This window comes from Bradyrhizobium sp. USDA 4503 (genome assembly GCF_054055815.1).
Genome location: NZ_JBSRXS010000001.1, coordinates 2,400,825 through 2,416,472, shown reverse-complemented (window position 1 = coordinate 2,416,472; position 15,648 = coordinate 2,400,825). Strand labels below are relative to the sequence as shown.

The window sequence follows — 15,648 nt, the reverse complement described above, 5'->3', positions numbered from 1 at the left end:
TGTCGCGGCAACTTCGAAGGGGAGCCTGTCATGTGGCTTATCAAGATTGCTCTTAGCCGGCCCTATACTTTCATCGTCATGGCTGTCGCGATTGTGATCATGGGTCCACTGACCATCATGAGCACGCCGGTCGATATCTTTCCAAGCATCGGCATCCCTGTCGTCAGCATGATCTGGACCTATGCGGGCCTGCCCGCAAAGGAGATCGCCAACCGCATCAGTGCGAATTTCGAACGCGTCGCTCCGGTCGTGGTCAGCGGCATCGAACACATTGATTCCAGTAATCTAAACGGCGTCGGCGTCAGCAAGATCTACTTCCAGCCCGGAGCCAACATCCCGCTGGCGACAAGCCAATTGGTCGCCGGCGTCACGTTCTATTCGAAATTCTTCCCGCCCGGCACGACTCCGCCGCAGATCTTGAATTACAACGCGGCCAGCGTCCCAGTTCTTCAGCTCGCCCTGTCCAGTAAGACAATGACCGAGCAGACCCTTTACGATACCGGAAACATCTACGTCCGCAGCCAACTGTCCGGCGTGCCCGGTTTGTCGCTGCCCTATCCCTACGGCGGCAAACAGCGTCAGGTTCAAGTCGACCTTTATCCGCAGCAGCTTCAGGCGTTCGGGCTGTCCGCCCAGGATGTGCAAAACGCGATCATCAGCCAAAACCTTATCATTCCTGCGGGAACGCAGAAGATCGGCACCTATGAATATGTGATCGGTCTGAATGGCGCGGCAGTCACTATCGATGATCTCAATAACTTGCCGGTCAAGCAAGTCAACGGTTCGACGATCTATGTCCGCGATGTGGCTCATGTGCGCGACGGCTCGCCACCGCAGACCAATTTGGTGCGATTGAACGGCGAACATGCCGTACTAATGACAGTCCAGAAGACCGGTAGTTCCTCGACTTTACAGATCGTTCATGATGTCAAGGCCAAGCTTCCAACTATCCAAGCTGGCGGTCCCGAAGGACTAAAGATCGATGCCGTCGGCGATCAATCGGTCTTCGTGAACGCGGCCGTGTCCGGCGTGATCCGCGAAGGCCTCATTGCGGCGGCGCTTACCGCCACCATGATCCTTCTGTTCCTCGGATCCTGGCGCAGTACCTTGATAATCGCGGTCTCGATCCCGCTCTCTGTGTTAGTTTCGATCATCGCCCTTTCGTTGTTCGGCCAGTCCGTCAACCTCATGACGCTGGGCGGATTGGCCCTCGCGGTAGGCATCCTGGTCGATGATGCAACGGTCGCCATCGAGAACATCAATGCGCACCTCGAGCGAGGCGAACCGGTTCGGGATTCCGTACTCAACGGATCTGCGGAGATCGCGGCGCCCGCCTTCGTCGCGACCCTTTGCATCTGCATCGTCTTCATGCCGATGTTCTTCCTGTCCGGCGTGGCGAGCTATTTGTTCGTACCGATGGCAGAGGCTATCGTCTTCGCAATGCTGGCGTCCTACGTTCTGTCGCGAACGCTGGTACCGACCCTCGCCAATTTGATGTTGAAGCCGCAGGTGTCGGGAGCGGAGACGGCCCGTTCGAACGCTTTAGCGCGCCTCCAGGCCGGCTTCGAGCGCAGGTTCGAAGCCATGCGCGAAAGTTATCGTCATGTTCTGTCCGGTGCAGTCGCGCGCCGAGGCTTGTTCATCCCGGTCTTCCTCGGTGCGGCTCTGGCGTCGGTGCTACTGGTTTTTACACTGGGATGTGATTTCTTTCCCTCGGTGGACGGCGGTCAGATTAAACTACATGTGCGTGCCCATGCCGGAACCCGCGTGGAGGAAACCGCGCGCATCGTCGATCAGGTCGAAGAGGAATTGCGGCGCACGATTCCCGCGACCGAGCTCAGCGGCCTCGTCGACAACATCGGCCTCCCTGTCTCCGGCGTGAACCTGTCGTATAGCAACTCCGCTCCGACGGGGCCGGCGGATGCTGATATTCTGGTGAGCCTTGCGGCAAAGCATCACCCGACCGCTGATTACGTGCGACGCCTACGCATACGGCTACCGCAGACCTTCCCGGGTGTGACATTCGCCTTTCTGCCCGCCGACATCGTGAGCCAGATCTTGAATTTTGGATCGCCCGCACCGATTGATGTGCAGATCGTCGGGCGTGACATGGCGAGCAATGAGGTGGTCGCCCAACGTCTTCTCCAGAGAATTCGCAAGATCCCGGGAGTTGCCGACGCGCGGATTCAGCAGGACCTCGACGCTCCCACGTTCACCGTTGCGGTCGATCGCAGCCGCGCAAGCGACGTCGGTTTGACGCAGAAGGATGTCGCGAACACGATGCTGATCGCCTTGGCCGGAAGCTTTCAGACGGCGCCTACATTCTGGCTGGACCCCAAGAGCGGCGTATCCTATCCGATCGTCAGCCAGGCTCCCCAGACCGACCTGCAGACGCTGGATTCGCTCCGCAACACGCTCATCACGGGCAGCCCCGGATCGCACGGTCAAATACTCGGTGGCATCAGCACGATTAAGCGTGACGTCCTGCCCTCGGTCGATACCCGCTACAACGCCCAGCCTGCGATGGATATTTACGCCACCAATGCCGACCGTGACTTTGGTAGCGTTGCCAACGATGTCCGCGAGGCTATCGGCGAGATTACCAAGGCTGGGCTGCCACGGGGCGTCACAATCACCCTGCGCGGCCAGGCCGTCATCATGACCGCATCCTACGCCGGACTCCTATACGGACTCGGCTTTGCTATGCTGCTGGTTTACCTGCTGATGGTGGTGAACTTCCAGTCCATGCTGGACCCGTTCATCATCGTCACGGCGCTGCCAGCGACCATGGCGGGCATAGTCTGGATGCTGTTTCTCACCGGGACCAATCTCAGCGTTCCAGCTTTGACCGGCGCCATAATGAGTGTTGGTGTCGCAACTGCCAACAGCATTCTGGTCGTGAGCCTGGCACGCGACCGCCTCAGCCAAGGAGACGAGCCGGCCGTTGCCGCTATCGCGGCCGGATTCGGTCGCTTCCGCCCAGTATTAATGACTGCGCTTGCGATGATCATCGGCATGCTGCCGATGGCGCTCGGACTAGGCGAAGGTGGCGAGCAGAACGCGCCGCTCGGCCGCGCCGTGATCGGTGGCCTGATCGTCGCGACGATCGCTACCCTGACCTTCGTGCCCGCGGTCTTCGCTCTCCTGCACGGCCCGCGACGCCCCCTCAATCCGCCGACGGCCTTCGATAGCACGGCGACCTCTCTGAACACACCTTCCGAATGATTGAGCTTCCCATGACCCAACTGCATTCCCAAACCGTATCAGCTACTTCCGGCCGCTCTCGAGCGCGCGTTCTATTGGTCAACATCCTCAGGGTCTTGGGCGTCGCGGCGCTCATCCTACGGGGTCTCGAGACCCGGAGAGCCGGTGAGGCCGCCGTGGAGCGGCAGAGCGCAGCTAGCGCCATCACAACTGTGATTATCACCCATCCGAAGTCTGGACCTGCTCTCGAGGAGGTGGTTCTGCCCGGGCAGGTCAAGGGTGAAATCGAAACGTCCGTCTATGCCCGTACCAACGGCTATATTCGCCTTTGGAAGACGGACATCGGCTCGCACGTCAAAGCCGGCGAGCTTCTGGCGGTAATCGACTCGCCTGAGGTTGACCAGCAGCTTCTTCAGGCGGAGGCCGATCTCAAAACTGCGCAGGCAAATGCCGATATCGCACGACGGACATCCGATCGCTACGCGCAGTTGGTAAGCACGCTTGCTGTCTCCCGCCAGGCGGGTGACGATCGCGAAGCTGCGGCGTTGGCAAGTGCCGCCCAGGTCGCGGCGAACGAAGCCAACGTAAATCGCCTCCGCCAGCTTCAAAGCTTCGAGCAAGTGGTCGCTCCCTTCGCCGGGGTGATCACCGCACGCAACACGGATGTCGGTGCCTTGATAAACGCCGGCGGCAACGAGGGGGCAGCGCTCTTTCACATCGCGGCAATCGACAAGCTTCGAGCCTATGTCGACGTTCCGCAGAACTATGCCAGCAGCATTCGGACCGGAACCAGAGCCAATCTGCAATTTCCGGATAGGCCCGGCAAGTCGTATCCGGCGACGGTCACACGGACCTCTTCGGCCATTGATATCCAGGCGAGAACGCTCCAGGTCGAACTCGATATCGACAACAGTTCGGGCGAGTTCTTTCCAGGCAGCTTCGTCCAGGTGCATTTTCAACTGCCCCCGGTCGGACAAGGGCTTCGGCTCCCCGTCAACGCCCTGTTATTCCGGGCCGAGGGTGTACAGGTCGCCGAAGTAAGCCGGAACGGCAAGGTTGTTCTGAAGCCGATCACACTTGGCCGCGACTTCGGAGATACGATCGAGGTTCTCACCGGCGTCGAGCAATCCGAATCGGTGGTCGTCAACCCTTCATCCGCCATCGCGAGCGGTGATCAGGTCCGCGTCGCCGCGACGGGTGAATCTCATGCGGGATCGTAGCTCTCGCACCCAAGGATAGGGGACACGGGCAAATCGGTTCAATGAGAGAGCGCGGGCAGGCGTCTGCCGGCATGTCAACGGGATAGGAATTTTCCAATCCCTACATGAGAGGCGAAGAATGGCACACATCATCATGGTTCACGGGTCGTGGAGCGGCGGCTGGATGTGGGATCGGGTCATCCCGATCCTGACTGCGGCTGGCCATCGCGCCGAGGCTCCAACCTTGCTGGGCGCAGATCCGGGAGGGAGCCGATTTCCGTCCCAGCCGATCGGCGCCTGGGCAGACCAGATCGCGGCTCGAGTCCGCGAAGCAAAGGGGCCGGTTGTGCTTGTTGGCCAGAGCCGCGGCGGGTTGGTCATTAGTGAAGTCGCCGAGCGAGTGCCGGAGCGTGTCGGGTATCTGGTCTACGCCGCGGCGTTTCTGCTCCCGGATGGAGCGTCCCTTGCTGGAACGATTCAGAGCGCACACCCCGGCGCAGAGCCGATCTTCAGTGTCGACACGGCGACCGGTATGACCGCTGTTCTTCCGGAAGCCCTGGCGAGAATCTACAGCAAGACGCCGGCGCACTGGATTGAGGTTGCGCGGGCAAAACAATGCTTCGAACCTCTCGCAGCGATTGCGACCCCGATCTCTGTTAGCGACGAGCGCTTCGGCTCCGTGCCTAGAGCCTACATCGAAGCGACTGAGGACCAGATTATGCCTCTATCTCTCCAGCGCGCGATGCAGGCGCGGTTGCCCTGCGACCCCGTTTTCACCATCGAGTCCGATCATGTGCTGCCCTCTTCAGCTCCTTATGAGTTGGCCAAGCACCTCGTTGAAATCGCCGACAGGGTCGACCATCCAGCTAGGCTGCGCTGACCCATATTTCAGAGGATCGCTATATCCTCGCCCTTACAGAAGAGCAGAAAATGAATGCAGAACGTGACAATACCGAAACTCGCTCCGTCAGCCGGCGCAGCATCGTGGGCTTCACCGCAGCCGCAGCAGTGTTGCCTGCTTCGATGCTGATCGAAGCTGCACAAGCGGAGATGGCGGCGCCGCCTGATCCGATAGGCATCAAAGCGATGACTTTTGATATTCAGGGAACATTGTTCGACTACTATCAGCCCTTCACACGCATCAGTAACGCCTTGAATGATCGCAAGGCACGACGTCTAGATTGGTCGGGCTTCCTTGAAGATTGGAATGCGGCCGCACTTTCGATTATTCGGGCCATCATTGACGGCAAGCGGACATGGATCGCGCCTAGGGAGGTCTTTCTCGAGGCGCTCGATGGAGTGCTATCGTTACGCGGACTGACTAGCCAACTCGATGAAACTGAACGCTTGGAACTGATGTCTGTCTGGGGCCAGATGGTGCCTTGGTCCGACAGTGCGCGAGGCGTCGTCCAATTCAAGCGTAAGGTTACGGTAGCCGCCCTCTCCAATGCAGGAACCGCTGGCGTAATTGCGCTCGCCAAGCGTGGTGGGCTACCGTTCGATGCAGTGCTTACCGGCGAACTCGTTCATTCCTACAAGCCCTCTCCCGAGGCTTATCAGGCCGCTTCGACCTACCTCGGATTTCCGCCGAGCAAGATCATGATGGTGGCCGCCCATAAATTTGATCTGAAAGGCGCGAAAGCAGCCGGATTTAAGACGGCGTACATACCAAGGCCACTCGAGACAGGGCCGGCAACGAAAGTCGACCGATCTCCGGAACCGTATATTGATGTTATTGCAGGCGACCTGATAGATTTGTCCCAAAAGATTGGTCTCGGGTGAATCTTGCGGGCAAGCTCAGGGGCAGGGCGTTCGCCTGCTCATCTGAGGTATCAGCCATGTGCGCGTCGCCAACGGCAAAAGCGTTGAGTTGGGAATCACGCGACTAAGTCGCCGGGAGTACTCGGCGTGAGGGTATTCCACCCTGGTCGCGCGATGCCAGCGAGCAATCCGAACAGCAACGGATTGGTTCACCACGCCATATCGTGGCCCAGCGTCTACGACGCGCGTGCCAATCGGCTCTTCACTAATCGGTCGCAACGGCCGCTTCAAAATCGCTCGAAAACTGATCCGAAATCAAAAGGTCGATCGCATCACGAAGTGCCTTCGATCGCGCAGCTCCAAAACTCTTTTCAAAAGCCCGCTGCGCCTCTTCCCATAGACGGTCAGATTGCTTGACGCGCGCTTTCCCTGCCGTCGTCAAAGACACTAAACGATTGCGTCGGTCGTCGGGATTTACCTTCATCGTGACCAGCCCGTCACGAATAAGCGGCTTAAGGGTATGCGCTAGCCCGCCCGGGTCCATGACGAGCGCCTCGGCGAGAGTGCCGATTCCCGCCGGTTCAGCCCTTGCGATCTGAGTCAGAATTGCGCGTTGCGTTGCCTTCAGACCACACGGGGCGAGAGCCGCGTCATACAGCTGCGAAACGCGCCTCGTTGCCTTGCGCAATGCGGTGCAGTGGCATCGATATCCGACGTGAGACTTCGATTGCGCGGCCATTTTAGTCCCCATTAGCTTGGGAAAGCCCAGATAAAACTTCCACAGCTAACTATAAGCATATGCAGATGATTTTCAAGTCGGGTCGGCAGGGCGCCGCGTCGAAGACTCCGACCGTCGATTCGTACAGCTTCTCTGCGAACGTCGCTCCGTTCGTCGCCTCGCGTCGAAATATTGAAATCGAGCAGATTCAACGGACGAAGCTCGAGTAGGCGGCCGATCGGAAATTATCAGCATATGCAGATAAATTGACTCCTGCATTTTGCGGTGTTATTCCTGAGCGAAGTCGAGGTGGAGTGCGCTCAAGCCAAGAGGCGTAGAGCGTGTTCCTACGGCGGAGCCAGGACCGAGCGGCGCGTGCGGATCGCGATGATCTGCTTGAGTTCGTTGGCGGGAGTATGCCGGCCGTCGGCTTCCGCACGAAGTCATTCGACAGGAGATCAAATTGGAAACAATCGAAGTAAAAGGGCGCAGCCCTTTTCATTATGCGTGGGTCGTCGTCGGCGTAACGTTCTTGACGTTGCTTGTCACAGCCGGCGCCATGTCGACACCTGGGCTGCTTCTGGTTGCCTTTCAGAAGGACTTTAACTGGTCGACTGCAACGATCTCGACGGCGCTCTCGCTGAGACTCGCGGTTTTCGGGCTCATGGCTCCGTTTGCGGCAGCTCTTATGCTTCGTTTCGGCCTCCGTACCATCATGCTCGTCGCGGTCGCCATAACGGCTGCCGGCGTAAGCTTGACGGCGCTCGTGAGCCAGTCGTGGCAACTCACCTTGCTTTGGGGCGTCGTCGTTGGTGGCGGAACCGGAATGACTGCGCTAGTTCTCGGCGCCACTGTCGCCAACTCCTGGTTTGTGCAACGTCGTGGCCTCGTCCTCGGCCTTATGACTGCAAGCTCGGCGTCGGGGCAATTGCTGTTTTTGCCACTTTTCGCCCGGATCAGCGACGAGTATGGCTGGCGGGCACTTGTCGTAGTAGTCGGATGTGCTCTTGCTTGTCTGCTGCCCGTGATCGCGGCGTTCATGCGAAATCGTCCCTCCGACATCGGTTTGACGCCGTACGGAGCGCCTCCCGGCAGCAAAGTCGAAGTTCCTGCGACGCCGACGGTAAATCCGGTCGTCATGTCCTTCAGAGCTTTGCAGGGTGCTGCGCGGTCCAAGAACTTCTGGCTGTTGTGCTTTGGCTTCTTCGTTTGTGGCCTCAGCACGTCGGGTCTCATCGGCACGCATCTTATTGCGGCCTGCGGAGATCACGGCATCGCCGAGGTAACGGCAGCAGGCATGATCGCGCTCATCGGACTGTTCGATCTATTCGGTACGGTCGGTTCAGGATGGTTGTCCGACAAATTCGACAATCGCGGTCTCCTTTGCATTTACTACACCGGTCGGGGGCTATCTCTGCTCTTTCTGCCGATCGCATTGGGCGTCGACCTGTGGACTGTCTCGTTATTCGCCGCGTTCTACGGTCTTGATTGGTTCGCCACCCTGCCGCCGACGATCCGGCTTACGACGAGCAACTTCGGGCTGTCCTCGGGACCGCTGGTTTTTGGCTGGATGTTTGTCGCGCATCAGATCGGCGCCGCGATAGCGGCTTATGGCGCTGGCGTCACGCGGACACTGGAGGGCACTTATGCCCCGGCTTTCGCGCTGTCTGGAGTGCTGTGCATCGTCGCAGGCATCGCCTGTCTACTAATCGGTGATCGCAAGCCCAAAGCCGAGCCGGAGCTTGCTCCTGCGATGGGGTCGGCGGCCTGATTGATCTGCGCCGGCCTTGTGGGGCCGGACGGGACCAGGCACTAGTCGTAAAGCTTGTCCGGCGTAAGAGATGCTACAAGGAGACGGGATGCTCGAAACCCACGGGACCGCGCCTACGCGCTTCGTAGAGGTGAATGGCGTAAGGCATGCGTTCCGGCGCTGGGGCAAGCCGCGTTCCGTGCCCCTACTGCTCATCTCACACCTCCGTGCCGGGATGGATCACTGGGATCCAGTGATGACCGATGGGCTAGCCGAGAATCGCGAAGTCATTCTGTTTAACGGTCGCGGCGTCGCAAGCTCCGAAGGCGAGGCGCGTAACACAATTGAGGAGATGGCGGACGATATTGCGGCATTCCTTGTGGCGATCAGCGTCGAGAGGGCGGATGTCGGTGGGTTTTCCCTCGGCGGCATGCAGGTTCAGGAACTCGCTCTGAGGCACCCGCAAGCGGTCCGAAAGCTGCTGCTTCTGGGGACCGGACCGCGAGGTATGTCCAAGAGTTCAGATCCTAGAGTTCCACTGGTGGCGTCAAAGTCCGTATGGACGGCCGAAGACATATCGTTTCTGTTCTTTGGCCCGTCTAACCGCGCGAAGGCGGCGGGGCGCGCCTTCTGGGCCCGTCGGCACCTGCGGGCCGACCAGGACCCGCCTTGTTCGCCTGAAGTCGGCAAGGCGCAATTCGAGGCCGGACAGGTCTTCAAGCGGCCGATCGATGGTGACGCGCCGTTCAGGCACCTCAGGGCTATCGCGCAGCCGACGCTGGTTGTGAACGGTATCGACGACATCATGATTCCTGCCATCAATTCATTTCACTTGGCCGCGAACATCCCGCTTGCCCATCTGGTGCTCTACGAAGATGCAGGACATGGAGCGCATTTTCAGTATCCCGAGCGCTTCCTGAAACTCGCGATCCAGTTTCTAGACGAGTGATGGAACGGCGGCATCGTCCTCATCCAGGGAAACAAAGAGTATGAGTACAGCGAAAAGTGACCTCCGCCCCGCTGCCGGTGTCGCCTTCGCGCGATCCCGGCATAGGAAGGCTTGCCCGACCACGATCACAAGGATGATATACCAATGCTGAGTGCCGATGAACTGCCTAAGCGCATCTGCCAGGTCGACGGCAAGCGCATGGCGTATGTTGAGCTAGGTGAAGGTCAGCCAGTCGTCTTTCTGCACGGCAATCCCGCATCTTCGTACATCTGGCGCAATATCATGCCTATCGTGGCCCCACATGGCCGCTGCATCGCACCTGACCTGATCGGCATGGGCGATTCGGAAAAGCTCGAGGGCGACGACCCGATGCGTTATGGCTTCTTACAGCATCGCCGGTTTGTCGAAGGCTTCCTAAAAGCGATTGGTGCAACCCAAGAGGTCGTCCTTGTCGGCCAAGACTGGGGCGGAGCCCTGGCTATGGACTGGGCCAGTCGTCACCGGGATTCGGTCCGTGGAATCGTCTACTTTGAGACTATCGTGCGCTCGCGCAGTTGGAGCGAGATGGACCAGTCTGTTCGGGACATGTTCGAGCGTCTAAGATCTTCCGAAGGCGAGACGCTGGTCCTTGGTGATAATCTGTTCGTCGAGAAGTCGTTCTCCGAGAGAATATTGCGGCGCCTATCGGACGCTGAGTGGGCGGCATATCGTCGTCCCTACATCGATCCTGGGGAGGATCGGCGTCCTACCCTGACATTTCCGAGAGAGCTTCCCATTGATGGCGAGCCACACCATACAGCTGAGGCTGTGAAAGCCTACGGGGATTGGATGGCGATCAACGAAGTGCCGAAGCTTTTCATTAATGGAGATCCTGGTGCGATCATCACTGGGTCCATCCGGGACTTCTGCCGAAGCTGGCGCAATCAGGAGGAAGTGCGCGTCAAGGGCAAGCACTTCCTGCAGGAGGATTCTCCGCTGGAAATCGGTGAGGCGATCGCGGATTGGCTGAAGCGTTTACCGCGGCTGGACTCCGTTGGCGCGCGAACCAGCGCCGTACGCGGAGCGCTTCGCCACTGACGCGATCGCCTTGTCGCCCGTAACAGGCCGTCCTGTTGTGAAGAGGAAATGAAACATGCCGTATCTGCATCTAAACTTGGCCAGAAAGTATTCCTCCCAGACGAAGCGCGAACTCGCGACGCGTCTGTGCCAGATCTATTCTGACGTGATGCAGACGCAGTCGTGGCGTCCGAACGTGGGCATTGCGGAACTTGGAGAGGACAATTTATTTCATCTTGGTCCGGACGGACTGGAGTCGATCACGATGGTGCTGGTCGAGATCCGCCGGGGACGGCCGCTTGATCAACGACTTGAATTGGGGCGACGTCTCGTCGATATTTGCAGTGAGCTCTTGCAAGTCGCCAAACGCACAGTGCTTGTCGAATTCACGGTTCACAGCGGCGACGAGATATTGCGCAATGGTAATTGGGCAACCGACTGGACCGCGGCGGAAGCCTCCGAGCAATAGGGCCGGCCCGGAAGGGCATCATCACTACCAGGCGCTCACCAAATCTTCCTCTCTATGAATAGCCCTTCGTTCTCAGACTGACGAGGCCGAGGCCGCGCACGTTGCTTCTCAAGGCGATTCGCTCCTTTGGCGCGAGGCCCGCCATTCCGCCTGCGCGAGATGACGGAATGGCTAGGCACTCTGGCAGAAGCTTAGAGATAGGGCCTAAGATGGGCAGCGTTAGCAATCATGGCAGTACCTGACGACCCGCTCGATATCCGCTCGTCCATGGATGCCCAGATCCCGCAGGGTCCGATCATCGAACTGCGACAAGGCGGCCACCGCCTGCTTGATCTCCCGCTCCCGTCGCCAGTTCGCCCAAAGCGTCATGATCATCCTGCCAAGCGAACCCAGCGGGCGGGAATGGCGCGATGAGCGGCCGTTACCGCGGCCGTACTTATCAATCTCGACGACATTGCTGTCTTCCAACGGTCTCGGGTCGTTCTGCCAATGGGCCGCGGCTCCATTCAATCCCGGACTCGTATGGGCTCGGAATATCTCCACCGGAAACTCGGCGGTCGGATGCAGCGATGCTCCATAGTGGGCAAAGCTCTCTATGACGAATTCCAACGTCGCCTGCCACGGGCTGGCGAAGGGCGAGCTTACTTCCGCTACCGGCGGCAAAGAGGGCGGATTATTCCAAACCGCACGAGCAGGGTAGGAAGGATGAGGCGATTGGTCGTGAGATCGGGCGCCGTTCCCGGCTTCGCCGATCACGCTCTGGGATCGCGGAACGACGGGATTCACGCTCGGGGAGGCATTCTGCATCGGCATTTGATATCTCCTGCATAATGTTTGCAGGAGGCAATCTGCGGATCTGCTGTTACGCCGTCGTCACGATCATCCGGAAATATGGTCACAACTGCAGCCGATAGAAATCGATAGATGGTTCATGAGACTTCCTCAGAACGGCTCGACCGGCACAGCGAAGACGTAGCCGACGCCGCGCTCCGTCTGAATAATGCGTGGTGCGTTCGGTTCCGTTTCGAGCTTGCGGCGTAATCGCAACACTTGAGTGTCGATGCTGCGGTCAAATATGTCTCCATGAACCCGGGTTGCTTGGAGAAGATGCTCGCGTGTCAACGGGCGCTGTGGGGCCTCAAGAAACGCCAGCAGCAACGCATACTCGCCCTTGCTCAAGGCGACCGGATTGTCATTCGGATCCATCAGCCTGCGGCGACGACGTTCTAGCCTCCAGCCGTTGAAGAGGTAGCCTCCCTGTTCTGGATCACGCACGCGGGCCGATCGGCCCATTTCTTGGCGTCTTAACACGGCGCGCGAGCGCGCAAGTAGCTCCCTCAGGCTGAATGGCTTGATTATGTAGTCGTCGGCGCCGAGCTCAAGGCCCACGATGCGATCGATCTCGTTCGGACGATGACCAGTCATAATGATAATAGGCACATCCGAATGTGAGCGGATTTCACGTAACAGATCCAGCCCATCGTCACGACCGAGGCTGAGATCAAGAATGATCAGGCTCGGCTGTGTTTCCTTGAGGAGGCGTTGTAGTTCAGCTCTATTGGACGCGTGCCTCGTCCGCACATTATGTTCTTCCAGATATCTGACCACGGTCTGCCGTAACTCGGCATCATCATCAACGACGATAATGTGACCTACATCTTCTACCATAGAGAGTCTCGTGAATTTGTCGCCAATGCCGGACCATAGACATATTCGGGAGCGTGAACTGCAATCCTTTGGCGCCCTCGGTGAAGATAAAGGCAGACCTCAATCAGGGTCCATTTTCGGCCGATCGAGTACCGCGGATATGCGAGAACGCAGACTCAGCCACATGCAGTCCGCATGTATCGATGAAGCACAGTTACACGTCTCCTGTCATATATCGACATAGTCGCTCGTCTGCCGTCTGTGAAAAGTCGCCAGATCGTGATGGGTTGTGATCGTGACTATTAGTTCTTGAGAATATGCTCCGCGTATTGCGCTGCGAGCGGGTCTGGACTACGACTGTTTGACATTGCCGTTGCATTCCGGTGCTCGTAACCGCCCGAGCGAAGGCTTTTACCGACCGCGCCTGCTTCGATGAGGCCGATGGCGATGTGATTTGCTTTTGCCGACGTCCCGGGAAACCGCATCAACGCCGTCCCGGAATTTTGACGAGGCATGCCATAGCATGGTTCGCCTCGCCGCGGACTAGCCGCGCCGGCTGGCTATCCGTCTTCCGGCATCGCAATGACTGAGACCGCCTCGAGGACATTTTCCGGTCCACCCCTGGGCGGCCATACGCCAGCTGAAAAAGCAGTGCTACGCAGCGATGCACGCTGCGCAAGACTTTCGAACGCCCAGATATGCGTGATCCGAGGTGGTCCATCGAGCGCGTACATGTTGAGTACTAAGTGGTCTGTGTACTCCTTCGCCGGTATGATCGCAGCCTCCCACCCCGCAAGCGTTGGCGGCAATCCGCCCGGTTTCAGCTTGTAAGTGCGGAACTCGTATATTTCGTCGGAAGCGCTTGGGCGCGCCGGCGGCAGGAAGGGAAAGCGCTGGTAGCTGGTCATCTCCAGCGCCGTGATAAATTGCCCGGCGTTGAACGGGTTGGCGCTCATCAGGGCGCGACGCCGCTCTCGATGCAGCGCGTCGAGTGTATCGAAACCACGCAGGATCAGAAGCCGTCCAAGCGTGCTGAACTCCGACCGCCAACAGCCCAACAGTGTACCGGCGGTGCCCGGCGCCGCGACCCAGTCCCGCGCGGCCTTCGCCACTTCTGAAGTCCCGAGCATCGGGCAGGCGAGGGTTGTGAGTTCGTAGAATTCGCTCATCGCTCCACGAGCTCCGCGAGATGTCGAGTCATGCCTTTTCCCTGTCCGGGGTGAAGGTTGCGGACGGGGCTTAGCTCCTCGAGCAGCGACGCCACCTTGAGCACAGTGGATTCCGCCAACCGGGAGGAGACGATCTGCACGCCGATCGGAAGACCATCGCGGCTTGTTCCGAACCGCATCGACAAAGCCGGCATCCCCGTCAGACTAAACGGCGATGTGGCACTCATCACGTGGAACGGAGAAACCGTTTTGCCGTCGATCACGAGGTCGGCGAGACCATGCTTCGTCGCGGGGAACGGGGTCACCGCGCAGAGCAGCGCATCATATCTCTGGAAATAGTCGGCGAAGCTGTCGCGGAGGCCCTCGATCGCCTGTTCGGCGGCGATGAAGTCGCTGATGGACGTGTCAGGTGTGTCGAGGATCAATTTGGCATGCCTGAAGATCTGGGCTTCGTGGCCAGCGGTGACCTTCGCGAATTCTGGCCGGGATTCCATCTGTTGGAGCTGCCAGAGGACGCTATTGGCATCAGTCCGCTCCAACACGGGTAGCCGGACTTGCTCGACGTGGCAGCCGGCATTGCTCAACGCGTCAGCGGCTGCTTTTATGGTGGCGACGACTTCGGGATCGATTGGTCCGAAGAAACCGGGTGAGGCCAGGTAGCCGACGCGAAGCGGGCGGTTCGATGCCACGCCGGCGCCCGCATCGAGGCCGGGCGAACTGATTGAGAATCCGTCGGCGCCATCTGGGCCGGCCATCAAGGAGTAAGCAAGCGCCACATCGCGAACCGAGCGCGCCATCGGACCGATGTGCCAGAAGCGACGCGGCACCCTGGGCCAGTGGCCTGTCATCGGCAGTCGACCGTGAGTAGCCTTGAACCCGACGACGCCGGTGTGCGCTGCCGGGCCGCGCAATGAGATCGAGAGATCACTGCCGACGCCGAGAGGCGACATGCCCGCCGCGATGGCGGCGGATTCACCACCGCTCGATCCGCCCGGGGTGTAGTCGAGGTTCCAGGGATTGTTGGTTCGGCCCGTCAGGAGATTGTCGGTTTCGATTGAGTAGGAAAACTCCGGCGGGTTCGTCTTGGCGATCAGGATGGCGCCAGCGGCCTTCAGCCTCGCTACAACGGTGGCATCGGTGTCGGGCACGCGTCCTTTAAAGATTGGCGAACCGCGCTGTGTCAGCACGCCCGCAGTGTCGATGCCGTCCTTCACCGTGAACGGAACGCCATGAAGCGGACCCAATCGCGCGTGCGACTTGACCGCTGCCTCTGCTTTCCTCGCGGCATCCAGTGCGCCGTCAGCCACTGTCACAATAGCGTTCACCTGAGGATTGAGGTCGGCGATGCGATCGAGGTGCGCCTGCATGACCTCGACGGGCGAAAGCTCCCGGGTGGCAATAAGCTCGGCGATGTGCCTAGCGTCCAACTTAACAATACTGTCAGTCATGACCCTGTCCTACCTGTCATTTGGTAGGTTGGAGGTAGCTTTACCGAGTGCGGGCGTCAATGCCTACCTGCCAATTGGTTGGTACACATTGAGGTGATCCACTGTGAGCAAAAGCGCTAGAGAAACGATTTCGCTACCGGCCGAGGACAGCTCAAGCGCATGGATAGACCGAGGTGCAGGTGCTCGCCGACGTCGAGCTGAGCGTCAACGACGATTGGCCCGCGGATGAAGAGAAACTTCGGGCCCCGGCAGGCCCAGGTCCGGACGGGCAACTTCCT

The 15,648-nt window shown here is 59.3% G+C and carries 13 protein-coding genes; 8 read left to right on the top strand and 5 right to left on the bottom strand.

The features are described 5' to 3' along the window. The first annotated feature begins 30 nt into the window (after positions 1 to 30). The 4 genes from ACVMIH_RS11800 (at position 31) to ACVMIH_RS11785 (ending at position 6,185) form a co-directional block, all read left to right on the top strand. Positions 31 to 3,225, top strand: a complete 3,195-nt coding sequence (locus ACVMIH_RS11800; protein ID WP_456861845.1) for an efflux RND transporter permease subunit — start codon at positions 31 to 33, stop codon at positions 3,223 to 3,225. 155 nt (positions 3,226 to 3,380) lie between these two features. Then, the gene (locus ACVMIH_RS11795; protein WP_456861843.1) at positions 3,381 to 4,424 is read left to right on the top strand and encodes an efflux RND transporter periplasmic adaptor subunit; all 1,044 of its coding nucleotides are present in this window, start codon (positions 3,381 to 3,383) and stop codon (positions 4,422 to 4,424) included. A 118-nt stretch (positions 4,425 to 4,542) separates the two neighbouring features. Beyond that, positions 4,543 to 5,283, top strand: a complete 741-nt coding sequence (locus ACVMIH_RS11790) for an alpha/beta fold hydrolase (RefSeq protein ID WP_456861841.1) — start codon at positions 4,543 to 4,545, stop codon at positions 5,281 to 5,283. A gap of 50 nt (positions 5,284 to 5,333) precedes the next feature. Beyond that, a complete protein-coding gene (locus ACVMIH_RS11785; RefSeq protein WP_456861839.1) occupies positions 5,334 to 6,185 on the top strand; it encodes a haloacid dehalogenase type II in 852 nt (283 codons plus the stop codon). Positions 6,186 to 6,429: 244 nt separating this feature from the next. Here ACVMIH_RS11785 and ACVMIH_RS11780 read toward each other — a convergent pair whose 3' ends face one another. Next, a complete protein-coding gene (locus tag ACVMIH_RS11780) occupies positions 6,430 to 6,903 on the bottom strand; it encodes a MarR family winged helix-turn-helix transcriptional regulator (protein ID WP_456861837.1) in 474 nt (157 codons plus the stop codon). A gap of 442 nt (positions 6,904 to 7,345) precedes the next feature. Here ACVMIH_RS11780 and ACVMIH_RS11775 point away from each other — a divergent pair, with 442 nt between their 5' ends. The 4 genes from ACVMIH_RS11775 (at position 7,346) to ACVMIH_RS11760 (ending at position 11,106) form a co-directional block, all read left to right on the top strand. After that, the gene (locus ACVMIH_RS11775) at positions 7,346 to 8,653 is read left to right on the top strand and encodes an MFS transporter (RefSeq protein ID WP_456861835.1); all 1,308 of its coding nucleotides are present in this window, start codon (positions 7,346 to 7,348) and stop codon (positions 8,651 to 8,653) included. Between the two features lie 88 nt (positions 8,654 to 8,741). Then, on the top strand, positions 8,742 to 9,581 hold the full coding sequence (locus ACVMIH_RS11770; RefSeq protein ID WP_456861832.1) for an alpha/beta fold hydrolase: 840 nt from the start codon (positions 8,742 to 8,744) through the stop codon (positions 9,579 to 9,581). Between the two features lie 144 nt (positions 9,582 to 9,725). Beyond that, entirely contained in the window at positions 9,726 to 10,658 is a 933-nt protein-coding gene (locus ACVMIH_RS11765) for a haloalkane dehalogenase (protein ID WP_456861830.1), read from the top strand. A gap of 55 nt (positions 10,659 to 10,713) precedes the next feature. Further along, positions 10,714 to 11,106 (top strand): hypothetical protein, encoded by a 393-nt coding sequence (locus ACVMIH_RS11760; RefSeq protein ID WP_456861829.1) that lies wholly within the window; start codon positions 10,714 to 10,716, stop codon positions 11,104 to 11,106. A gap of 219 nt (positions 11,107 to 11,325) precedes the next feature. Here ACVMIH_RS11760 and ACVMIH_RS11755 read toward each other — a convergent pair whose 3' ends face one another. From ACVMIH_RS11755 to ACVMIH_RS11740, 4 genes are all read right to left on the bottom strand, one after another. Further along, positions 11,326 to 11,919 carry a DUF1127 domain-containing protein gene (locus ACVMIH_RS11755; RefSeq protein ID WP_456861827.1) on the bottom strand — a complete coding sequence of 198 codons (594 nt, stop codon included), beginning with the start codon at positions 11,917 to 11,919 and terminating at the stop codon, positions 11,326 to 11,328. A 129-nt stretch (positions 11,920 to 12,048) separates the two neighbouring features. After that, on the bottom strand, positions 12,049 to 12,774 hold the full coding sequence (locus ACVMIH_RS11750; RefSeq protein ID WP_456861825.1) for a response regulator: 726 nt from the start codon (positions 12,772 to 12,774) through the stop codon (positions 12,049 to 12,051). A gap of 539 nt (positions 12,775 to 13,313) precedes the next feature. Further along, positions 13,314 to 13,922: an NIPSNAP family protein gene (locus tag ACVMIH_RS11745; protein WP_456861823.1), complete on the bottom strand. Its 609-nt coding sequence runs from the start codon at positions 13,920 to 13,922 to the stop codon at positions 13,314 to 13,316. After that, positions 13,919 to 15,370: an amidase gene (locus ACVMIH_RS11740; protein WP_456861822.1), complete on the bottom strand. Its 1,452-nt coding sequence runs from the start codon at positions 15,368 to 15,370 to the stop codon at positions 13,919 to 13,921. The genes ACVMIH_RS11745 and ACVMIH_RS11740 overlap by 4 nt, the downstream gene beginning before the upstream one ends. Positions 15,371 to 15,648: the final 278 nt, after the last annotated feature.

Excerpts from the sequence above, each read along its gene's own strand:
- ACVMIH_RS11760 (WP_456861829.1), top strand. The coding sequence starts at position 10,714 with ATGCCGTATCTGCATCTAAACTTGGCCAGAAAGTATTCCTCCCAGACG.
- ACVMIH_RS11765 (WP_456861830.1), top strand. The coding sequence starts at position 9,726 with ATGCTGAGTGCCGATGAACTGCCTAAGCGCATCTGCCAGGTCGACGGC.
- ACVMIH_RS11785 (WP_456861839.1), top strand. The coding sequence starts at position 5,334 with ATGAATGCAGAACGTGACAATACCGAAACTCGCTCCGTCAGCCGGCGC.
- ACVMIH_RS11745 (WP_456861823.1), bottom strand. The coding sequence starts at position 13,922 with ATGAGCGAATTCTACGAACTCACAACCCTCGCCTGCCCGATGCTCGGG.
- ACVMIH_RS11740 (WP_456861822.1), bottom strand. The coding sequence starts at position 15,370 with ATGACTGACAGTATTGTTAAGTTGGACGCTAGGCACATCGCCGAGCTT.
- ACVMIH_RS11790 (WP_456861841.1), top strand. The coding sequence starts at position 4,543 with ATGGCACACATCATCATGGTTCACGGGTCGTGGAGCGGCGGCTGGATG.
- ACVMIH_RS11755 (WP_456861827.1), bottom strand. The coding sequence starts at position 11,919 with ATGCCGATGCAGAATGCCTCCCCGAGCGTGAATCCCGTCGTTCCGCGA.
- ACVMIH_RS11750 (WP_456861825.1), bottom strand. The coding sequence starts at position 12,774 with ATGGTAGAAGATGTAGGTCACATTATCGTCGTTGATGATGATGCCGAG.
- ACVMIH_RS11780 (WP_456861837.1), bottom strand. The coding sequence starts at position 6,903 with ATGGCCGCGCAATCGAAGTCTCACGTCGGATATCGATGCCACTGCACC.
- ACVMIH_RS11770 (WP_456861832.1), top strand. The coding sequence starts at position 8,742 with ATGCTCGAAACCCACGGGACCGCGCCTACGCGCTTCGTAGAGGTGAAT.
- ACVMIH_RS11800 (WP_456861845.1), top strand. The coding sequence starts at position 31 with ATGTGGCTTATCAAGATTGCTCTTAGCCGGCCCTATACTTTCATCGTC.